This window comes from Streptomyces sp. NPDC001204 (assembly GCF_053598035.1).
The window spans coordinates 234,465-251,905 of the sequence record NZ_JBSFJL010000006.1 but is presented as its reverse complement, the minus strand read 5'-3'; the positions used below and the strand labels follow the sequence as shown (position 1 = coordinate 251,905).

The following is a 17,441-nucleotide window of genomic DNA, read 5'->3' as shown; positions in this document are numbered from 1 at the left end:
CCGCCCTTTGCGGCCGCGGGCCGTCCGTGTCCCCGTCCGGGCCCTGCCGCGCCGCGTCTCACACACCCTGCGGGGTCAGCCGCGCCTTGTTCGTCTGCGGCGCGGCGCCGTCCGCGCCGGCGATGGCACTGCCCTGGACCCACTTCGGCCAGGGCATGTTCCAGTCGCCGAAGCCGTTGTCGAAGAGCTCCATGCTGTGGCCGGCGGAGTTGACGACCTGGACCAGGTCGCCCTCGTGGATGGTGTTGAAGAACCAGGAGGCGTTGGGGGTGCTCATGCCGGTGCAGCCGTGGCTGACGTTGGCCGCTCCCTGGGAGCCGACGGACCACGGGGCGGCGTGGACGTACTCGCCGCTCCAGGTGACGCGGGTGGCGTAGTACACCGGCAGGTCGTACGAATCGCTGGAGCCCGCGGCGATGCCGACGGTGGAGCTCTTCATCTGGACGTAGTACTGCTTGGCCAGCACGACCTTGATCCCGTTGCGGGTCTCGAAGCCGGGCTTGCCGGTGGTGATGGGGATCTCCTTGATCTTCTCGTCGTTCCTGTAGACCGTCATCAGGTGCTTGGCGGCGTCCGTGACCGCCACGATGCGGTCACCCGTGGTGATCTTCAACGGCTTGGCCGTGCCGCCCCGCAGCTTGTCGCTGATCTTGATGTTCTCCAGGTTGCTGTGCGCCTCGACGGTGGCGTTGGCGGGCCAGTAGTCCTGCGGGCGGTAGTGGAGTTCCTTGTCGCTCACCCAGTACCAGGAGCCCTGCACGGCGGGTTGGGAGTCGACCCTGAGGGCGCGCTCGACGACGGCCCGCTGGGCCTTGTCCTTGATGGGCTGGTCGAGTTCGGCCGTGATGGGCTGGCCGACGCCGTAGGTGCCCGCCTCCGGCCCGAACTTGACGTTCAGGAGCTGCCGGCCCGTGGGCTTGTTCGTGTCGAACGTGAGGACCTTGCGGCCGGGCCTTCCGTCCTCGTCCTCGGTGCTCACGCGAACCGTGTAGTGGGCGCCCCCGGCGAGCGGTGAGGTGCTGTGCCAGCGGCTGCCGTCGGCAGCCAGCTCGCCGGAGACCTGACGCCCCGTGGCGTCCACGGCCGTGACGTCCGTGATGCGCCCGTCCTCGCCCTGAGCGGTGACTTCCAGGGGCTTGTCCGGGTCGGCCTTCTTCCCGGCTTCCGTGGGGCCGCTGAAGGAGATCTGGTCCGCCGCGTCGTACGGGTGGGCAGCCAGCGGATTGCCGTCCGAACCGCAGGCGGTGGCGCTCGTGCCTAGGGCGGCTACCAGCAGGACGGCTCCCGCTCCGCGGGAAATCACAGTGGTGCTCATGACCCTCACGCTAGGTAGCTTCGTCACCTCCGGCACGGTGACTCACCCGTTCGAGGGAATTTTCGAGGGGATAAGTCAACCAAAAGAAGGAGTCCGGACTCTCCAGGTGGAGAGTCCGGACTCCCTGGTGTTCAGCGGTGCTCGGCGCTGGTTACTGGGTGCGGTTCTCGCCGCGGTAGTACTCGAAGACCCAGCCCCATACGGAGATCATGATGATCGGCGCCGCGAAGTACACGAGCCACCAGCCGACCGCGATGCCGAGGAAGGCCAGCGCGCCACCGATGCCGAGGCCGAGCGGCTGCCAGCTGTGCGGGCTGAAGAAGCCCAGCTCGCCGGCGTCGTCCGCGACATCGGCCTCCTTGTCGTCCTGGGCGCCCACGTCGACCCGCCGGGCCGTGAAGCCCAGGTAGAAGCCGATCATGATGGACAGGCCGAAGGCCATGAAGAGCGCCGTCGCGCCGACCGCTTCCTTCGACCACACGCCGTAGACGATGGCGGTGATGAGCAGGAAGACGCTCAGCCACATGAACATCTTGCCCTGGATCTTCACTTGCCGGCCTCCTTGCTGCCAGCGAGGGCTGCGTTCCCGTGACCGGCGTTCTCGAGCTGGTCGAGCGCGGCGATCTCGGGGTGGTGCAGGTCGAACGCCGGGGATTCGCTGCGGATCCGCGGCAGGGTGAGGAAGTTGTGCCGCGGCGGCGGGCAGGAGGTCGCCCACTCCAGGGAGCGGCCGTAGCCCCACGGGTCGTCGACGCCTACGGGCTTGCCGTACTTGGCCGTCTTCCAGACGTTGTAGAAGAACGGAAGGATCGACAGGCCGAGCACGAACGAGAAGATCGTCGACAGCGTGTTCAGCGCGGTGAAGCCGTCAGCCGCCAGGTAGTCGGCGTACCGGCGCGGCATGCCCTCCACGCCCAGCCAGTGCTGGACCAGGAAGGTGCCGTGGAAGCCGATGAACAGCAGCCAGAAGGTGATCTTGCCGAGCCGCTCGTCGAGCATCTTGCCGGTGAACTTCGGCCACCAGAAGTGGAAGCCGGCGAACATCGCGAACACCACGGTGCCGAAGACGACGTAGTGGAAGTGCGCCACCACGAAGTACGAGTCCGAGATGTGGAAGTCCAGCGGCGGCGCGGCCAGGATCACACCGGTCAGACCACCGAAGACGAAGGTGATCAGGAAGCCGGTCGCCCACAGCATCGGCGTCTCGAAGGAGAGGCTGCCCTTCCACATGGTGCCGACCCAGTTGAAGAACTTCACACCGGTCGGGACCGCGATCAGGAAGGTCATGAAGGAGAAGAACGGCAGCAGCACGCCACCGGTGACGTACATGTGGTGCGCCCACACCGTCACCGACAGACCGGCGATGGCGATCGTCGCGCCGATCAGACCCATGTAGCCGAACATCGGCTTGCGGGCGAAGACCGGGATGATCTCACTGACGATGCCGAAGAACGGCAGCGCGATGATGTACACCTCGGGGTGCCCGAAGAACCAGAACAGGTGCTGCCACAGCAGCGCGCCGCCGTTGGACGCCTCGAAGATCTGGGCGCCGAACTTGCGGTCCGCCTCCAGCGCGAGCAGCGCCGCCGCCAGCACCGGGAAGGCCAGCAGGACCAGCACGGCGGTCAGCAGCACGTTCCAGACGAAGATCGGCATGCGGAACATGGTCATGCCGGGCGCGCGCATGCAGATGATCGTGGTGATGAAGTTGACCGAGCCGAGGATGGTGCCGAAGCCGGACAGGGCCAGACCCATGATCCACAGGTCGCCGCCGAGGCCCGGCGAGTGCACCGCGTCCGACAGCGGGGTGTAGCCGAACCAGCCGAAGTCGGCGGCACCCTGCGGGGTGAGGAAACCGCCCACCGCGATCAGCGAGCCGAACAGGTACAGCCAGTAGGCGAACATGTTCAGCCGCGGGAAGGCCACGTCCGGGGCGCCGATCTGAAGCGGCATGATCCAGTTCGTGAAGCCCGCGAACAGCGGCGTCGCGAACATCAGCAGCATGATCGTGCCGTGCATCGTGAACGCCTGGTTGAACTGCTCGTTCGACATGATCTGCAGGCCCGGACGGGCCAGCTCGGCGCGCATGAGGAGCGCCATCACGCCGCCGATGCAGAAGAACGCGAACGACGTCGCCAGGTACAGCGTTCCGATCGTCTTGTGGTCGGTGGTCGTCAGCCACTTCACCGCGAGACTGCCCGGTTGCTTGCGCCGGACCGGCAGCTCGCTCTCGTAAGAGTCCTCAGCTGCCGCGGCACCCTGAGGTTCGTTGAGGATGCTCACAGCTTGTTCGTCTCCCGGTTCTTCTCGTGGCTCGTCTGCGCGATGCCTGCGGGAACGTAACCGGTCTGCCCCTTCTTGGCGAGGTCCTTGAGGTGCTGCTCGTAGCGCTCGGGCGAGACGACCTTCACGTTGAACAGCATCCGGGAGTGGTCCTGGCCGCAGAGCTCGGCGCACTTGCCCCGGAAGGTGCCCTCCATGGTGGGGGTCACCTGGAAGGAGTTGGTGTGGCCGGGGATGACGTCCTGCTTCATCAGGAACGGCAGCACCCAGAACGAGTGGATGACGTCGCGCGAGGTGAGGATGAAGCGGACGGTCTTGCCCTTGGGCAGCCACATGGTGGGGCCGGGGTTGCCGTTCTGCGGGTTCCGCGTGCCCGGAATGCCGTAGTCGTAGACACCGCCGGCGTTCGCCGGGAAGTCCGCCTTGAACCGGTCCGGAATCGCGTTCAGGTTCTTGTCGGTCTTCGCGTCGCCCGACGAACCCGCGACGGGCTCGATGTAGTTGAAGGCCCAGCTCCACTGGTAGCCGACGACGTTCACCGTGACGTCCGGCTTCTTGGAGGTGATGTCCAGGAGCTTGGACTCGTCACGGGCCGTGAAGTAGAAGAGCACCGAGACGATGACGAGGGGGACCACCGTGTACAGCGCCTCGATGGGCATGTTGTACCGGGTCTGCGGAGGAACCTCTACCTTGGTGCGGCTGCGCCGGTGGAAGAAAGCACTCCACAGGATCAGACCCCACACCAGGCAGCCGACGGCGAGCGCGGCCGCCCAGGACCCCTGCCACAGCGAGAGGATCCGGGGAGCCTCTTCCGTGGTCGGGGTGGGCATACCCAGCCGGGGAAAGTCCTTGTATGTGCAACCGGTTGCGGTCGCCAGGACCAGGCCCGCAGTCAGTGCCTGCAGCAGCTTCCGCCGCATCGGGCGCCGCGGCGAGCGGTCGGAGCCGTTGGGACTCACGTAGCGCCTTCCCGAGAGTCTCGCCCGCGCTGTTCGGCTGCGGCCTTCTCGCTGGTCGGTCGCGGCCCCGCGTCGGGCAGGGGTTTGGATGTTTATGCGGACCAAACCCTACTGGACGCCTTCCGGCGGGTCGCGGGGAGGGTGCCATACGCGCCGCGGGTCAGCCCGAAGGGGTGGGATACCCCTTCGTGGGCCGGTTTGTGAGGGGGGTTCGGGGCGCCCGATGAGATATGTATGCGCCCTTTGTCGTGGCTGCGGGCGGGTTGTGGTCTCTCGTGCCCGGGCGGCGAAGCCGCACCTCGGCGCTGTCCCGTGTCCCTTCGGAGCGCTTAGCGTTGACGTGTGGCCTACTTCGACGCTGCTTCCAGTGCTCCCCTTCATCCCGTCGCCCGGCAGGCTCTGCTGGCCGCCCTCGACGAGGGGTGGGGCGACCCCGCTCGTCTCTACCGGGAGGGGCGGCGGGCCCGGTTGCTGCTGGACGCGGCCCGGGAGGCGGCCGCGGAGGCGGTGGGGTGCCGGGCCGACGAGCTGACGTTCACCTCGTCCGGGACGCGGGCGGTGCACAGCGGGATCGCGGGGGCGCTGGCGGGCCGCCGCCGCGTCGGACGCCACCTGATCGTGTCAGAGGTCGAACACTCTTCGGTCCTCCATTCCGCCGAGGCGCACGAGGCGGACGGCGGGTCGGTCACGCGGGTGCCGGTCGACCGGCAGGGCACGGTGGCCGTGGACTCGTACCGGGCGGCGCTGCGCGAGGACACCGCGCTGGCCTGTCTCCAGTCGGCCAACCACGAGGTGGGCACCGAGCAGCCGGTCGCCGAGGTGGCCGCGGTGTGCCGGGCGGCGGGCGTGCCGCTGCTGGTGGACGCGGCGCAGTCGCTGGGCTGGGGTCCGGTCGGCGGCGACTGGTCGCTGCTGACCGCGAGCGCCCACAAGTGGGGCGGGCCGTCGGGGACCGGGCTGCTCGTCGTGCGCAAGGGGGTGCGGTTCGCGCCACGCGGGCCGGCCGACGAGCGGGAGTCGGGCCGGGCGGCCGGGTTCGAGAACATCCCGGCGATCGTGGCGGCGGCGGCCGCGCTGCGGGCGGTACGGGCGGAGGCGGCCGAGGAGGCGGTACGGCTGCGGGAGTTGACGGAGCGGATCCGGGCGCGGGTGCCGCGGCTGGTGCCGGACGTGGAGGTCGTGGGCGACCCGGTCCGCCGGCTGCCGGGGGTCGTCACCTTCTCCTGTCTCTATGTCGACGGGGAGACATTGCTGCACGAGCTGGACCGTGAGGGCTTCTCCGTCTCCTCCGGTTCGTCCTGCACGAGCAGCACGCTGACGCCGAGCCATGTCCTCCGCGCGATGGGCGTGCTGAGCGAGGGCAACGTGCGGGTGTCGCTGCCGCCCGGGACGCCGGAGGAGGAGGTCGAGCGGTTCCTGGCCGTCCTGCCGGGCGTGGTGGCGGGGGTACGGGAGAAGCTCGGGGCGCCGGCCGGGACGGCACCGGCCGCCGTGCGGGAGGACGCGCTGGTCGTGGACGCCCTCGGCAGGCGCTGCCCGATCCCGGTGATCGAGCTGGCCAAGGTCTTCGGGGACGTACCGGTCGGCGGCACGGTGCGCGTCCTGTCCGACGACGAGGCGGCGCGGCTGGACATCCCGGCGTGGTGCGAGATGCGCGGGCAGGAGTACGTGGGCGAGGAGCCGGCGGACGAGGGTTCGGCCTACGTCGTCCGCCGGGTCTCCTAGGTTCCTCTGGGTTCCTCTGCGGTTCCTCCAGGTTCCGCGGGGGCCCGCCCGACGCTCCGTCAGGCTCAGGCGAGGTGGGCGCGGACCTCGCGGGCCGCGTCGTCGCCGTAGGCCTTGGTGAAGCGCTCCATGAAGTGGGCCCGGCGCAGCTGGTACTCCTGGGTGCCCACGGTCTCGATCACCAGCGTGGCCAGCATGCAGCCGACCTGGGCGGCACGCTCCAGGGAGACGCCCCAGGCGAGGCCGGAGAGGAACCCGGCGCGGAAGGCGTCGCCCACGCCCGTCGGGTCGGCCTTGCGTTCCTCGTCCGGGCAGCCGACCTCGACCGGGTCCGCGCCGGCCCGCTCGATGCGCACGCCGCGCGAGCCGAGGGTGGTGACGCGGTGGCCGACCCGGGAGAGGATCTCGGCGTCGTCCCAGCCGGTCTTGGACTCGATGAGGCCCTTCTCGTACTCGTTGGAGAACAGGTACGTCGCCCCGTCCAGCAGTATCCGGATCTCGTCGCCGTTCATCCGGGCGATCTGCTGGGAGAAGTCGGCGGCGAACGGGATGGCCCGCGAGCGGCACTCCTCGGTGTGCCGGAGCATCGCCTCCGGGTCGTCCGCCCCGATCAGGACCAGGTCGAGACCGCCGACGCGGTCGGCGACGGTCTTGAGCTCGATGAGGCGGGCCTCGCTCATCGCGCCCGTGTAGAAGGAGCCGATCTGGTTGTGGTCGGCGTCGGTGGTGCACACGAACCGGGCGGTGTGCAGGGTCTCGGAGATACGGACCGAGGAGGTGTCGACGCCGTGCCGGTCCAGCCAGGCCCGGTACTCGCCGAAGTCCGGTCCGGCTGCGCCCACCAGGACCGGCCTGGTACCGAGCTGGCCCATGCCGAAGGCGATGTTGGCGCCGACCCCGCCGCGCCGGACGTCCAGCTGGTCGACCAGGAAGGAGAGCGAGACCGTGTGCAGCTGATCCGCGACGAGCTGGTCGGCGAAGCGGCCGGGGAAGGTCATGAGGTGGTCGGTGGCGATGGAGCCGGTGACTGCGATGCGCACGGCGTGGATGCTCCTGGAGTCAGGGGGATTGACAGTTCACGCTACCCGCTCCCGCGTCCGGCGCCCACGCCGCCGCTCGCCGGTCCGGAACCGCGCCCGGAACTCCCCCGCCGGACGGCACCCGACCGGGTCACGGTCCCCACCGTCCGGGACGACCGGGCCGCGGTCCCACCGTCCGGGACGACCGGGCCACCGTTCAACCCCCGGGACCCCGCCGGGTCACCGTTCCACCGTCCGGGATCCGGTCGGCGTACGGCCCGGGACCCGAGCGGTGTACGGACCGGGGCCCGACCGGCGCAGAAACCGGGACCCGATCGGCGTACGGAAGGGAACCGCGCGCTCCCCCGTCACGTCCCATCGCTGTCCCCCTCCCGGGGGATACGGGATACGACCCACCGGCCCGCATCTTTGTCAGGGTCCGGTCAGGGTCACGGGAGCGGCACTTGCGCAGCCGAAGGAGCGATGCGGTGAACACCGAGCGACCCGACCACGACGACGAGTCCACGGGCACCGCCGAGGCAGCCCCGGACCGGGGGAAGACCTCGAAACCGGAGGCTTCGGGGCCGGAAGCCTCCGGGTCGGGCTCCGGGGCCCAGTCCGAGCCCGGGGCCGGGGTCCAACCGGAGGCCGGGTCCGGGTCCCGGTCCGAGCCGGAGGGCCGGCTCGGGGCCGAGCCCGGGGGGCACTCCGGGCCCCGGGCCGAGCCCGAGCCCAAGGTCCGGTCCGGATCCCAGGCCGGGGCCGAGGCCGGACGGGGGTCCGAGCCCGCAGCCAGGTCCGGGTCCGAACCCGAAGCCCAGTCGCAGCCCGAGGCCGAGACGGAACGCGGGGCCAAGTCCGGGGCCGAGGCCGGGGCTGGTCCCAGGGCCGGAGATGAGGCCGAGGCCGGGTCCGAGTCGGCGAGCGGGACCGGGGGCGTGGTCACGCAGGCGCCGAAGGGCACGGAGGAGGGCCACGGCCCGGATGACGCGAAGGTCTCGGAGACCCCACAGTTCCCGGTTGCCGCGGGAGCCCCGCAGGGGTCGGTGAGCTCGGACAATGCGCCGCAAGTCCCGGAGGCTCCCAAGCCCCCGCAGGTCCCGCAGGTCCCGCAGGGGGCCGAAGTCCCGGAGACCCCGCAGATCCCCGAAGCCCCGGAGCATCAGCAAGTTTCCGAGGTGCCGGATGTCACCGGCGACCCGGAGCATGGTGGCCGGGCCGGCGGGAAGCGGGCCCTGGGACGGTCGCCCGTGGTGATCGCCTCCGTTGCCGCCGCCGTGTTGCTGGTGGGTGGCGGCGGGGTCGTGCTCGCCGCGGATCCCGGTGGACGTACGGACGGGGCGGCGGTGCCCGGTGGGCACGGGACCCCGCGCCCGCTGGTCCTCGACGGCTACTCCGCCCCGGGCGCCGGAGCCGGTGACGGCGGTACGAACGGAATCGCGCCCGGTGAGCCCAACCCCTACGGCACGGCCTACCGGATCACCGGTCCACTGCCCGAGGGGCCCGGCTCCGCGCCGGTGTACCGGGCGCGGGGCGAGGTCACCCGGGACGAGGTGGCCAAGCTCGCCGAGGCACTCGGCGTCGACGGGACGCCCGTGGCCGACGCCCAGGCGTGGCGGGTCGGGTCCGGGAAGGACGGTTCCGGGCCGGTCCTGCGCGTCGAGCGGACCGCGCCGGGGTCCTGGACGTTCAGCCGGTACGCGCCCGGCACCGACGACTGCAAGGGCGCGCTGTGCGGGCACGACCCGGCGGCCCCGCCCGTGCATCCGGTGAGCGCGGCGGCGGCGCTGAAGGCGGCGGCCCCGGTGCTCAAGGCCCTGGGGCAGGACGACGCCAAGGTGGACGCGGCCCAGATCATGGGCGACCAGCGGGTCGTCAACGCCGATCCGCTGGTCGGCGGGCTGCCCACGTACGGCTGGACGACCGGCCTGAGCATCGGACGGCAGGGCGAGGTGATCGGCGGCAGCGGTCAGCTGAAGGCGCCGGTGAAGGGCGACACCTACCCCGTGCTGAGCGCGCGCAGGACGCTGGACCTGATGAACACCGCCCCGCGGGCCGATCACCGCATGGGCATCGGCGGCTGCGCCAGTCCCGTACCGCACAAGGACCGTCTGGAGGCGCCGTGCGGAACGTCGGGCTCCGCCACCGCCACGGAGGCCCCCGCCCCGGAGAACGCCGTCACGATCGGCAAGGCGGTCTTCGGTCTGGCCGCGCACTCCTCCGGGGGACAGCGGATGCTCGTCCCGTCCTGGCTGTTCGAGGTACAGGCGCCGGCCGGGCAGGGCGCCCGCACCACGGTGACGTGTCCGGCCGTCGCCCCCGAGTACCTGACCTCGTCGGCGCCGCCGTCCGGGCAGTCGAGTCCGGAGCCGAGGCGCTCGGACGGCGCCCCGGTCACGCGTGACGTGAAGGTGACCGGCTACAGCACCGAGGGCGAGGAGCTGACCGTCCGCTTCGAGGGCGGGGTGTGCGCCGAGTACCGGGCGTCGGCGCGGGAGAACTCCGGCCGGGTGACGGTCACGGTGACCGAGACCACGCAGCCTGACACGGTCTGCATCCTGATCGCCAAGGTGTACCACCGCACCGTGCACCTGGACCGGCCGCTCGGCGACCGGAAGGTGGTCGGCACGGACGGGCGGGAGATCCCCCTGGAGCGGCCGGGGGCACGGCTGCCGGAGTCGCCCTCGCTCGCCCGCTGACGCCCGCGCGGACCTGCGGGCACGAGCGGAACAGGAAGAACAGGAAGGCGGCGGACCCGTGGAGGGGCCGCCGCCTTCTGTGTCCTACCGTGCCCGGATCAGCTGAAGGAGTCGCCGCAGGCGCAGGAACCGGTCGCGTTCGGGTTGTCGATCGTGAAGCCCTGCTTCTCGATCGTGTCCACGAAGTCGATGGTGGCGCCGCCCAGGTAGGGGGCGCTCATGCGGTCGGTGACGACCTTGACCCCGCCGAAGTCCTTCTCCACGTCGCCGTCGAGGGAACGCTCGTCGAAGAAGAGCTGGTAGCGCAGGCCGGAGCAGCCGCCGGGCTGGACGGCGACGCGCAGGGCGAGATCGTCACGGCCTTCCTGGTCGAGCAGGGCCTTGACCTTGGACGCGGCGGCGTCGGTCAGGATGATGCCGTCGGTGACGGTGGTGGTCTCGTCCGATACGGACATCTACATCTCTCCCGGGTTGTACGGAGACTGCTTGCCGACGAGTGCAACCGGCAAGGCCACGGAATCATTCCGGGCCGGGCGCGTGCTTTTTCTCTTCTTCTCCAGGCTCGTCCACCTCATGCTCGCACACGGGTGGGAAAGCGGACAGCGGCCTGTGGACGGGGGGCCGCCGGGGTGCGGGCGGGACCCGCTCGGACCGGCGCTGGGCCCGACCGGGTTCACGGCCGGACAGGCCGGGGGCAGGCCGGGTTCGGGCCAGTGCGGACAACCCGGGTTCAGGCCCGTGCGGACAGCCCGGATGCCGGGATTCACGTCACATGGACACTATGACGATCGTCAAAGTGACGTGAAGCAGCTATGATAGATAGCGTCAGTTCGACGAAAAGTAGAAAGGGTGCGTGTCGTGACCACCGCCCAAACCCAGGACCTCGACGTCCAGCCGACCCCGCTCGCCCTCCTGCTTCTCGGCCGTGAGGCCGACCCGAAGAGCGAGCGCGGCGTCGAGTGCCCCGGTGACCTGCCCGCCGCGTCCGACCCGGACCTGGTGGCGCGCGCCCGCGCGGCCAAGGAGAAGCTCGGCAGCAAGGTCTTCGTGCTCGGCCACCACTACCAGCGCGACGAGGTCATCCAGTTCGCCGACGTCACGGGCGACTCCTTCAAGCTGGCCCGGGAGGCGGCCGCGCGCCCGGAGGCCGAGTACATCGTGTTCTGCGGTGTGCACTTCATGGCCGAGTCCGCGGACATCCTGACCTCCGACGAGCAGAAGGTCGTCCTGCCGGACCTGGCGGCCGGCTGCTCCATGGCCGACATGGCCACCGCCGAGCAGGTCGCCGAGTGCTGGGACGTGCTCACCGAGGCCGGGATCGCCGACCAGGTCGTCCCGGTGTCGTACATGAACTCCTCCGCCGACATCAAGGCCTTCACGGGCAAGCACGGCGGCACCATCTGTACGTCGTCGAACGCCAAGCGGGCGCTGGAGTGGGCCTTCCAGCAGGGCGAGAAGATCCTGTTCCTGCCCGACCAGCACCTCGGCCGGAACACGGCCGTACGGGACATGGGCATGTCGCTGGACGACTGCGTCGTCTACAACCCGCACAAGCCGAACGGCGGACTGACCGCCGAGGAACTGCGGGCGGCGAAGATGATCCTGTGGCGGGGCCACTGCTCGGTGCACGGCCGCTTCAGCCTGGACTCGGTGAACGACGTCCGGGAGCGGATCCCCGAGGTGAACGTGCTGGTGCACCCCGAGTGCCGGCACGAGGTCGTGGCCGCGGCGGACTACGTCGGGTCGACCGAGTACATCATCAACAAGCTCGACGCCGCGCCGGCCGGCTCCAAGTGGGCCATCGGCACGGAGCTGAACCTGGTGCGCCGGCTGGCGAACCGTTACGCCTCCGAGGACAAGGAGATCGTCTTCCTCGACAAGACGGTCTGCTTCTGCTCCACGATGAACCGCATCGACCTGCCCCACCTGGTCTGGGCCCTGGAGTCCCTGGCCGAGGGCAACCTGGTCAACCGCATCCAGGTGGACGAGGAGACGGAGGGCCACGCAAAGCTCGCCCTGGAGCGCATGCTGGCACTGCCGTAGCGGCTCCGGCCCGCACGGACGGTTCGTACGGAAAGGCCCGGCCCACGAGCGTGGACCGGGCCTTCCGCGTTCGCTCACACGATGTGCCTACACCCCGGCGGGTTCCAGCACCTTCTCCTCGCCTGCCGCCCGCTTCGCCTCACGCTTCTTCGCACGGCGCTCCTTGCGGAGCTCCAGCATGGCGTAGAGCGTCGGGACCAGCAGCAGGGTCAGCAGGGTGGAGGTGATCAGACCGCCGATCACGACCACGGCCAGCGGCTGGGCGATGAAACCACCCTCGCCGGTGACGCCCAGGGCCATCGGGAGCAGCGCGAAGATCGTGGCCAGGGCCGTCATGAGGATGGGACGCAGCCGGTGACGGCCGCCTTCCACCACGGCCTCGACGATCCCGTACCCGCGCTCGCGGTACTGGTTGACGAGGTCGATCAGCACGATCGCGTTGGTCACCACGATGCCGATCAGCATCAGCATGCCGATCATCGCGGGGACGCCCATCGGCGTGCCCGTGGCGATCAGCAGCCCGAGCGCGCCGGTGGCCGCGAACGGGATGGAGACCAGCAGGATCAGCGGCTGGGCCAGCGAGCGGAAGGTCGCGACCAGCAGCATGAAGACGATCGCGATCGCCGCCAGCATGGCCAGGCCCAGGTTCTTGAAGGCGTCGTTCTGGTTGGAGGTGACGCCCCCGATCTCGGCCGTCGCGCCCGCGGGCAGCTTCAGCGAGCTGATCTTGGACTGGAGGTCCGTGCTGACCGCGCCGGTGTTGTCACCGGTCGGCTTGGCCGTGATCGTGGCGGCGCGCTGACCGTCGATCCGGGTCATCGACACCGGCCCGTCGACCAGCTTGACGGTCGCGACGTCACCGAGCTTCACCGGGCCGAGCCGCAGGTTCTTCAGCTCGTCCAGGGTCGTCGCCGGCTTGGCCGACCGGATGACGACGTTGCGCTCGGTGTCGTCCAGCATCGCCTTGGCCGCGGTGGTGCCCTTGACCGCCTGGGCGACGGCCATGCCGAGGCTCTGGTCGGTGAACCCGGCCGCCGCCGCCTTGGAGTTGGCCCGCACCGAGATGCGCGGCACGCTCTGCGACAGGTCGCTGGTGACGTCGGTGACGTCGTGCAGCCCGGCGACGGCCGTGCGGACCTGCTCGGAGGCCCGGCGCAGCGCGTCGGAGTCGCCCGCCTTGACGACCACCTTCAGGTCCTGGTCGCCGAAGCCGCTGCCGGCCGCGATCGTGGTGGTGCCGATGCCGGACAGCTTGTGCAGGCGGTCCTCGATGCGGGTGCGCACGTCGTCGGCGGACGCGGAGTCCTCGATCATCACCTGGTAGGAGGCCTGGTTGGTGTTCGTACCGCCGCCGAAGGCCGCCATGAAGCCGGAGGAGCCGATCGTGACCTGGTAGTCCTTGGCCCCGTCGACCCCGGCGAGCTCGCGCTCGACCTTGCGGGCCGCGGCGTCCGTCGCCGCCAGGCTGGTGCCCGGCTTCAGCTGCTGCTTGATGCTGAGGACCTTCTGGTCGCCGGAGTCGAAGAAGTTCGTCTTCAGCAGCGGGGTCATGCCGAAGGTGACGAACAGGACGACGACCGCGATCAGCACACTGGTCAGGCGGCGCCGGGTGGCGAAGCGCAGGACGGGGACGTAGAGGCGCTGGAGGCGGCTGGCGGCCTCCTTCTCCTCGGCCCGGCGGCGGGCCTCCTCGGCCTGGGCGGGCGTGCCCTTCGGCGCGCGCAGGAACCAGTACGACAGCACCGGCACGACCGTCAGCGACACCAGCAGCGAGGCCAGCAGGGCCGCGGTGACGGTGAGGCTGAACGGGCCGAACAGCTCGCCCACCATGCCGCCGACCAGGCCGATCGGCAGGAACACGGCGACCGTGGTGAGCGTGGAGGACGTGACCGCGCCGGCCACCTCGCGCACCGCGGTGAGGATGGCCTCGCGGCGCTCCTCGCCGTACCCGAGGTGTCGCTTGATGTTTTCCAGGACCACGATCGAGTCGTCGACGACCCGGCCGATGGCGATGGTCAGCGCGCCCAGCGTCAGCATGTTCAGCGACAGGTCGCGGGTCCACAGCACGATCAGCGCGAGGACCACGGAGAGCGGGATCGACACCGCCGTCACGAGCGTGGAGCGGACCGAGGCCAGGAAGGCCAGGATGACCAGGACCGCGAAGAGCAGGCCGAGCGCGCCCTCGGTGGTCAGGCCGTCGATGGCCTTGGCCACGGCCGGACCCTGGTCGCTGACGACGGTGATCTTCGCCCCGGAGCCGAGGGCGTCGTGCAGGGCGGGCAGCTTGTCCTCGACGGCGTTCGAGATGGCGACCGCGCTGCCGTCGTGGTCCATGGTGACGACGACGGACAGGCTCGGCTTGCCGTCGGTGCGGGTGATGGAGTCGGCCTTGGCCGGCTCCTGCTTGACGGTGGCGACGTCGCCGAGCCGGACCGGCTTCTTCGCGCCGGCGCCCGCACCGGCACCCGGGCCCTCGCCGGCGACCATCAGGTCCTGGATCTGCTTCAGCGAGGTGAAGCCGCCGCCGACCTGGACGGTGCGGTTGGCGCCGTCCTCGTCGAAGGAACCGGCCGGGAGGGTGGCGCCGCCCGCCTGGAGCGCCTGGCTCAGAGCGGCGGAGCCGAGGCCGGCCGCGGCGAGCTTCTTGTCGTCGGGGGTGACGGTGACCTGGAGGTCCCGTACGCCGTCGACGGAGACCTGGCCGACGCCGTCGATCTTCTTCAGTTCCGGTACGACCGACTTGTCGAGCTGGTCGGCCAGGGCCTGCTGGTCCTTGTCGGAGGTGACGGCGAGGACGACGGTGGGCATGTCGTCGGTGGAGCCGGCCACCACCTGCGGGTCGACGTCGCTCGGGAGCTGGGCGCGGGCCCGGTTGACGGCCTGCTGGACGTCGGCGACGAGCTGCTTGGTGTTGTTGCCGTAGTCGAAGGACGCCATGATCACGGCGTTGCCCTCGCTGGCCGTGGAGGTGACGCCGGTGATGCCGTCGACGGCCTTGAGGCTGTTCTCGAGCGGCTCGACGACCTGCTTCTCCACGACGTCCGGGGACGCGCCCTGGTAGGGCGCCAGCACGGACACCACGGGAAGCTCGATGCTGGGCAGCAGCTGCTGCTTGAGCTGGGGTATCGCGATCGCCCCGAAGACGAGCGCGATGATCGACATCAGCCCGATCAGGGCCCGTTGCGCGAGGCTGAATCTGGACAGCCAGGACATGGGTCAGGGTCTCTATTCTGTGAGCGGCGGGCGGCACGGGCGCGCAGGGGGCGCCACCCCTACACCTTCGGGCATGCGCGGACGGCGATCCGTAGCCCCCTGGTCCATTTCCGCCGGGGGCTCCTACTCCCTGCGCAGTACGCGCGTGTGCACCGCGCTCCACCCGTGGACGTACCGGCCGTGCCGGGCCGGGTGCGGCCGGTACAGGCCGCTCACTGCGGCCTGGGACGCACCAGTCCGGACTCGTAGGCGATGACGACGAGTTGGGCCCGGTCGCGGGCGCCGAGCTTGGCCATGGCCCGGTTGACATGGGTCTTCACGGTCAGCGGGCTGACCTCCAGGCGCTCGGCGATCTCGTCGTTGGAGTATCCGCCGGCGACCTGGACGAGCACCTCGCGCTCCCGCACGGTCAGCGCGTCCAGCCGGGTGGGCCGGGCCTGGTCGCGGCCGTCGTCCGACGCGCCGCCCTGCGCGAGGAAGCGGGCGATCAGACCCTTGGTGGCCACCGGGGACAGCAGCGCGTCGCCCTGCGCCGCGATCCGGATGGCGCTCAGCAGTTCCTCGGGTTCGCTGCCCTTGCCGAGGAAGCCGCTGGCGCCCGCGCGCAGCGAGCGCACCACGTAGTCGTCCACCTCGAAGGTGGTGAGGATGACCACGTGCACCTGGGCGAGGGAGGGGTCGGAGCTGATCATGCGGGTGGCCGCGAGGCCGTCGGTGCCGGGCATGCGGATGTCCATCAGCACCACGTCGGCCCGCTGCTCCTTGGCGAGCCGTACCGCCTCCGCACCGTCGGACGCCTCCCCCACCACCTCCATGTCGGGCTCGGAGTCGACGAGCACCCGGAAGGCACTGCGCAGCAGCGCCTGGTCGTCGGCGAGCAGGACACGGATCGTCATGCGGGGTCCCCCGGGGCACGCGTACGGGTCTCGACCGGCAGGATCGCATGGACGCGGAAGCCGCCGCCGTAGCGGGGGCCGGTGGTGAGGGCGCCGGCCAGGGCGGTGACCCGCTCGCGCATGCCCAGCAGCCCGTGTCCGCCGCCCGCCTGCGGTCCCACGGCCTCGCCGGCCCCGTCGTCCAGGACCGTGATCTCGATGTGCGGTCCTACGCGTACGACGCTGACCTCGGCCTTCGCCTGGGTGCCCGCGTGTTTCTGCACATTGGTGAGGGCCTCCTGGATGACCCGGAACGCGGCCAGGTCCACGGCCGCCGGCAGGGTGGTGCCGTGGTCGGCGCGGGCGACCTCGACGTGCAGTCCGGCGCTGCGGAAGGTGCCGGCGAGGTCGTCGAGGCGGTCCAGGCCGGGGGCCGGTTCCGTGGGGGCCTCCGGGTCGCCGGACTGCCGGAGCAGGCCCACGGTGGCCCTCAGTTCGTCGAGCGCGGAGCGGCTGGCCTCCCGGACGTGGCCGAGGGCCTCCTTGGCCTGGTCGGGCCGCTTGTCCATGACGTGGGCGGCCACCCCGGCCTGCACGTTGACCAGGGCGATGTGGTGGGCGACGACGTCGTGCAGGTCGCGGGCGATGCGCAGGCGCTCCTCGGCGACGCGACGGCGGGCCTCCTCCTCACGGGTGCGCTCGGCGCGCTCGGCGCGTTCCCTGATGGCGTGCACGAAGGCGCGGCGGCTGCGGACGGCGTCGCCGCCGGCGGCGGCCATGCCGGTCCAGGCGAAGATCGCCAGGTTCTCCTGCGCGTACCAGGGCATCGGCCCGGCGAGCATGGCGGCGCCGGTCAGCACGGTCATGGTGGTCAGGCCCAGGCGCAAGGTGGTGAGGCGGTCGGTGGCGGCCGCGACGGCGAAGAGGGCGACCACGGCGGACATGGCGACGGGGGCGCGGGGGTCCCCGATGACGAACTCGATGACGGACATGGTGCCGGTGACGGCGAGGACGGTGCGGGGGGCGCGGCGGCGGAAGACGAGGGCGGCGGCGCCGAGGACCATGAGGACCAGGCTGAGCAGCTCGGGCCGGCGTACCCCCCAGCTGACGACGTGGTCGCCGCGCGGGCCCACGAAGGAGCCGACCACCATGCACACGAGGACGCCGGCCGCGAGGGCCGCGTCCAGTGCGAGGGGGTGCGCCTTCAGCCGGCATCGGGCGCGGTCGAGGGTGGTCACGCCTGACTACGGTACGGGGTCGCGCGCCGCGGGGGGACGGCGGCGGGTGCGGGCCCTGGGACGGCTCCCGTC

The 17,441-nt window shown here is 70.9% G+C and carries 12 protein-coding genes; 3 read left to right on the top strand and 9 right to left on the bottom strand.

The window, feature by feature from the left end; all coding sequences use genetic code 11:
* Positions 1 to 58 precede the first annotated feature (58 nt).
* The 4 genes from ACWC91_RS11465 to ctaC form a co-directional block, all read right to left on the bottom strand.
* Positions 59 to 1,315: a L,D-transpeptidase gene (locus ACWC91_RS11465; RefSeq protein ID WP_225074339.1), complete on the bottom strand. Its 1,257-nt coding sequence runs from the start codon at positions 1,313 to 1,315 to the stop codon at positions 59 to 61.
* A 151-nt stretch (positions 1,316 to 1,466) separates the two neighbouring features.
* Positions 1,467 to 1,865, bottom strand: a complete 399-nt coding sequence (locus ACWC91_RS11460; RefSeq protein ID WP_141361606.1) for a cytochrome c oxidase subunit 4 — start codon at positions 1,863 to 1,865, stop codon at positions 1,467 to 1,469.
* Positions 1,862 to 3,598 (bottom strand): aa3-type cytochrome oxidase subunit I, encoded by a 1,737-nt coding sequence (ctaD, locus tag ACWC91_RS11455; protein WP_225074340.1) that lies wholly within the window; start codon positions 3,596 to 3,598, stop codon positions 1,862 to 1,864. Before ctaD ends, ACWC91_RS11460 begins: the two co-directional genes overlap by 4 nt.
* Positions 3,595 to 4,557: an aa3-type cytochrome oxidase subunit II gene (ctaC, locus tag ACWC91_RS11450; protein ID WP_225074341.1), complete on the bottom strand. Its 963-nt coding sequence runs from the start codon at positions 4,555 to 4,557 to the stop codon at positions 3,595 to 3,597. Before ctaC ends, ctaD begins: the two co-directional genes overlap by 4 nt.
* A 342-nt stretch (positions 4,558 to 4,899) precedes the next feature.
* On the opposite strand from ctaC, the gene ACWC91_RS11445 reads away from it, so the two are divergent.
* A complete protein-coding gene (locus tag ACWC91_RS11445) occupies positions 4,900 to 6,282 on the top strand; it encodes a cysteine desulfurase/sulfurtransferase TusA family protein (RefSeq protein ID WP_225074342.1) in 1,383 nt (460 codons plus the stop codon).
* A gap of 65 nt (positions 6,283 to 6,347) precedes the next feature.
* On the opposite strand, the gene ACWC91_RS11440 is transcribed toward ACWC91_RS11445, so the two are convergent.
* Positions 6,348 to 7,322, bottom strand: a complete 975-nt coding sequence (locus ACWC91_RS11440) for a carbohydrate kinase family protein (RefSeq protein WP_141361600.1) — start codon at positions 7,320 to 7,322, stop codon at positions 6,348 to 6,350.
* 467 nt (positions 7,323 to 7,789) lie between these two features.
* Between ACWC91_RS11440 and ACWC91_RS11435 the strand changes: the two genes are divergently transcribed.
* The gene (locus ACWC91_RS11435) at positions 7,790 to 10,000 is read left to right on the top strand and encodes a hypothetical protein (RefSeq protein WP_450640109.1); all 2,211 of its coding nucleotides are present in this window, start codon (positions 7,790 to 7,792) and stop codon (positions 9,998 to 10,000) included.
* A gap of 98 nt (positions 10,001 to 10,098) precedes the next feature.
* Here the strand turns inward: ACWC91_RS11435 and ACWC91_RS11430 are convergent, their stop codons facing one another.
* Positions 10,099 to 10,455, bottom strand: a complete 357-nt coding sequence (locus ACWC91_RS11430) for a HesB/IscA family protein (protein WP_006135694.1) — start codon at positions 10,453 to 10,455, stop codon at positions 10,099 to 10,101.
* A 403-nt stretch (positions 10,456 to 10,858) separates the two neighbouring features.
* On the opposite strand from ACWC91_RS11430, the gene nadA reads away from it, so the two are divergent.
* Positions 10,859 to 12,043, top strand: a complete 1,185-nt coding sequence (gene nadA / locus ACWC91_RS11425; RefSeq protein WP_225074343.1) for a quinolinate synthase NadA — start codon at positions 10,859 to 10,861, stop codon at positions 12,041 to 12,043.
* 87 nt (positions 12,044 to 12,130) lie between these two features.
* Here the strand turns inward: nadA and ACWC91_RS11420 are convergent, their stop codons facing one another.
* The 3 genes from ACWC91_RS11420 to ACWC91_RS11410 all read right to left on the bottom strand — a co-directional run bounded on the left by ACWC91_RS11420 (position 12,131) and on the right by ACWC91_RS11410 (position 17,369).
* Positions 12,131 to 15,256 (bottom strand): efflux RND transporter permease subunit, encoded by a 3,126-nt coding sequence (locus tag ACWC91_RS11420; RefSeq protein WP_450640111.1) that lies wholly within the window; start codon positions 15,254 to 15,256, stop codon positions 12,131 to 12,133.
* Positions 15,257 to 15,468: 212 nt separating this feature from the next.
* On the bottom strand, positions 15,469 to 16,152 hold the full coding sequence (locus ACWC91_RS11415; protein WP_141361590.1) for a response regulator: 684 nt from the start codon (positions 16,150 to 16,152) through the stop codon (positions 15,469 to 15,471).
* Positions 16,149 to 17,369: a sensor histidine kinase gene (locus ACWC91_RS11410; RefSeq protein ID WP_225074345.1), complete on the bottom strand. Its 1,221-nt coding sequence runs from the start codon at positions 17,367 to 17,369 to the stop codon at positions 16,149 to 16,151. The genes ACWC91_RS11415 and ACWC91_RS11410 overlap by 4 nt, the downstream gene beginning before the upstream one ends.
* Positions 17,370 to 17,441 lie beyond the last annotated feature (72 nt).

Coding starts and splice junctions, on each gene's coding strand:
- ACWC91_RS11465 (WP_225074339.1), bottom strand. CDS start 1,315: ATGAGCACCACTGTGATTTCCCGCGGAGCGGGAGCCGTCCTGCTGGTA.
- ACWC91_RS11430 (WP_006135694.1), bottom strand. CDS start 10,455: ATGTCCGTATCGGACGAGACCACCACCGTCACCGACGGCATCATCCTG.
- ACWC91_RS11420 (WP_450640111.1), bottom strand. CDS start 15,256: ATGTCCTGGCTGTCCAGATTCAGCCTCGCGCAACGGGCCCTGATCGGG.
- ACWC91_RS11415 (WP_141361590.1), bottom strand. CDS start 16,152: ATGACGATCCGTGTCCTGCTCGCCGACGACCAGGCGCTGCTGCGCAGT.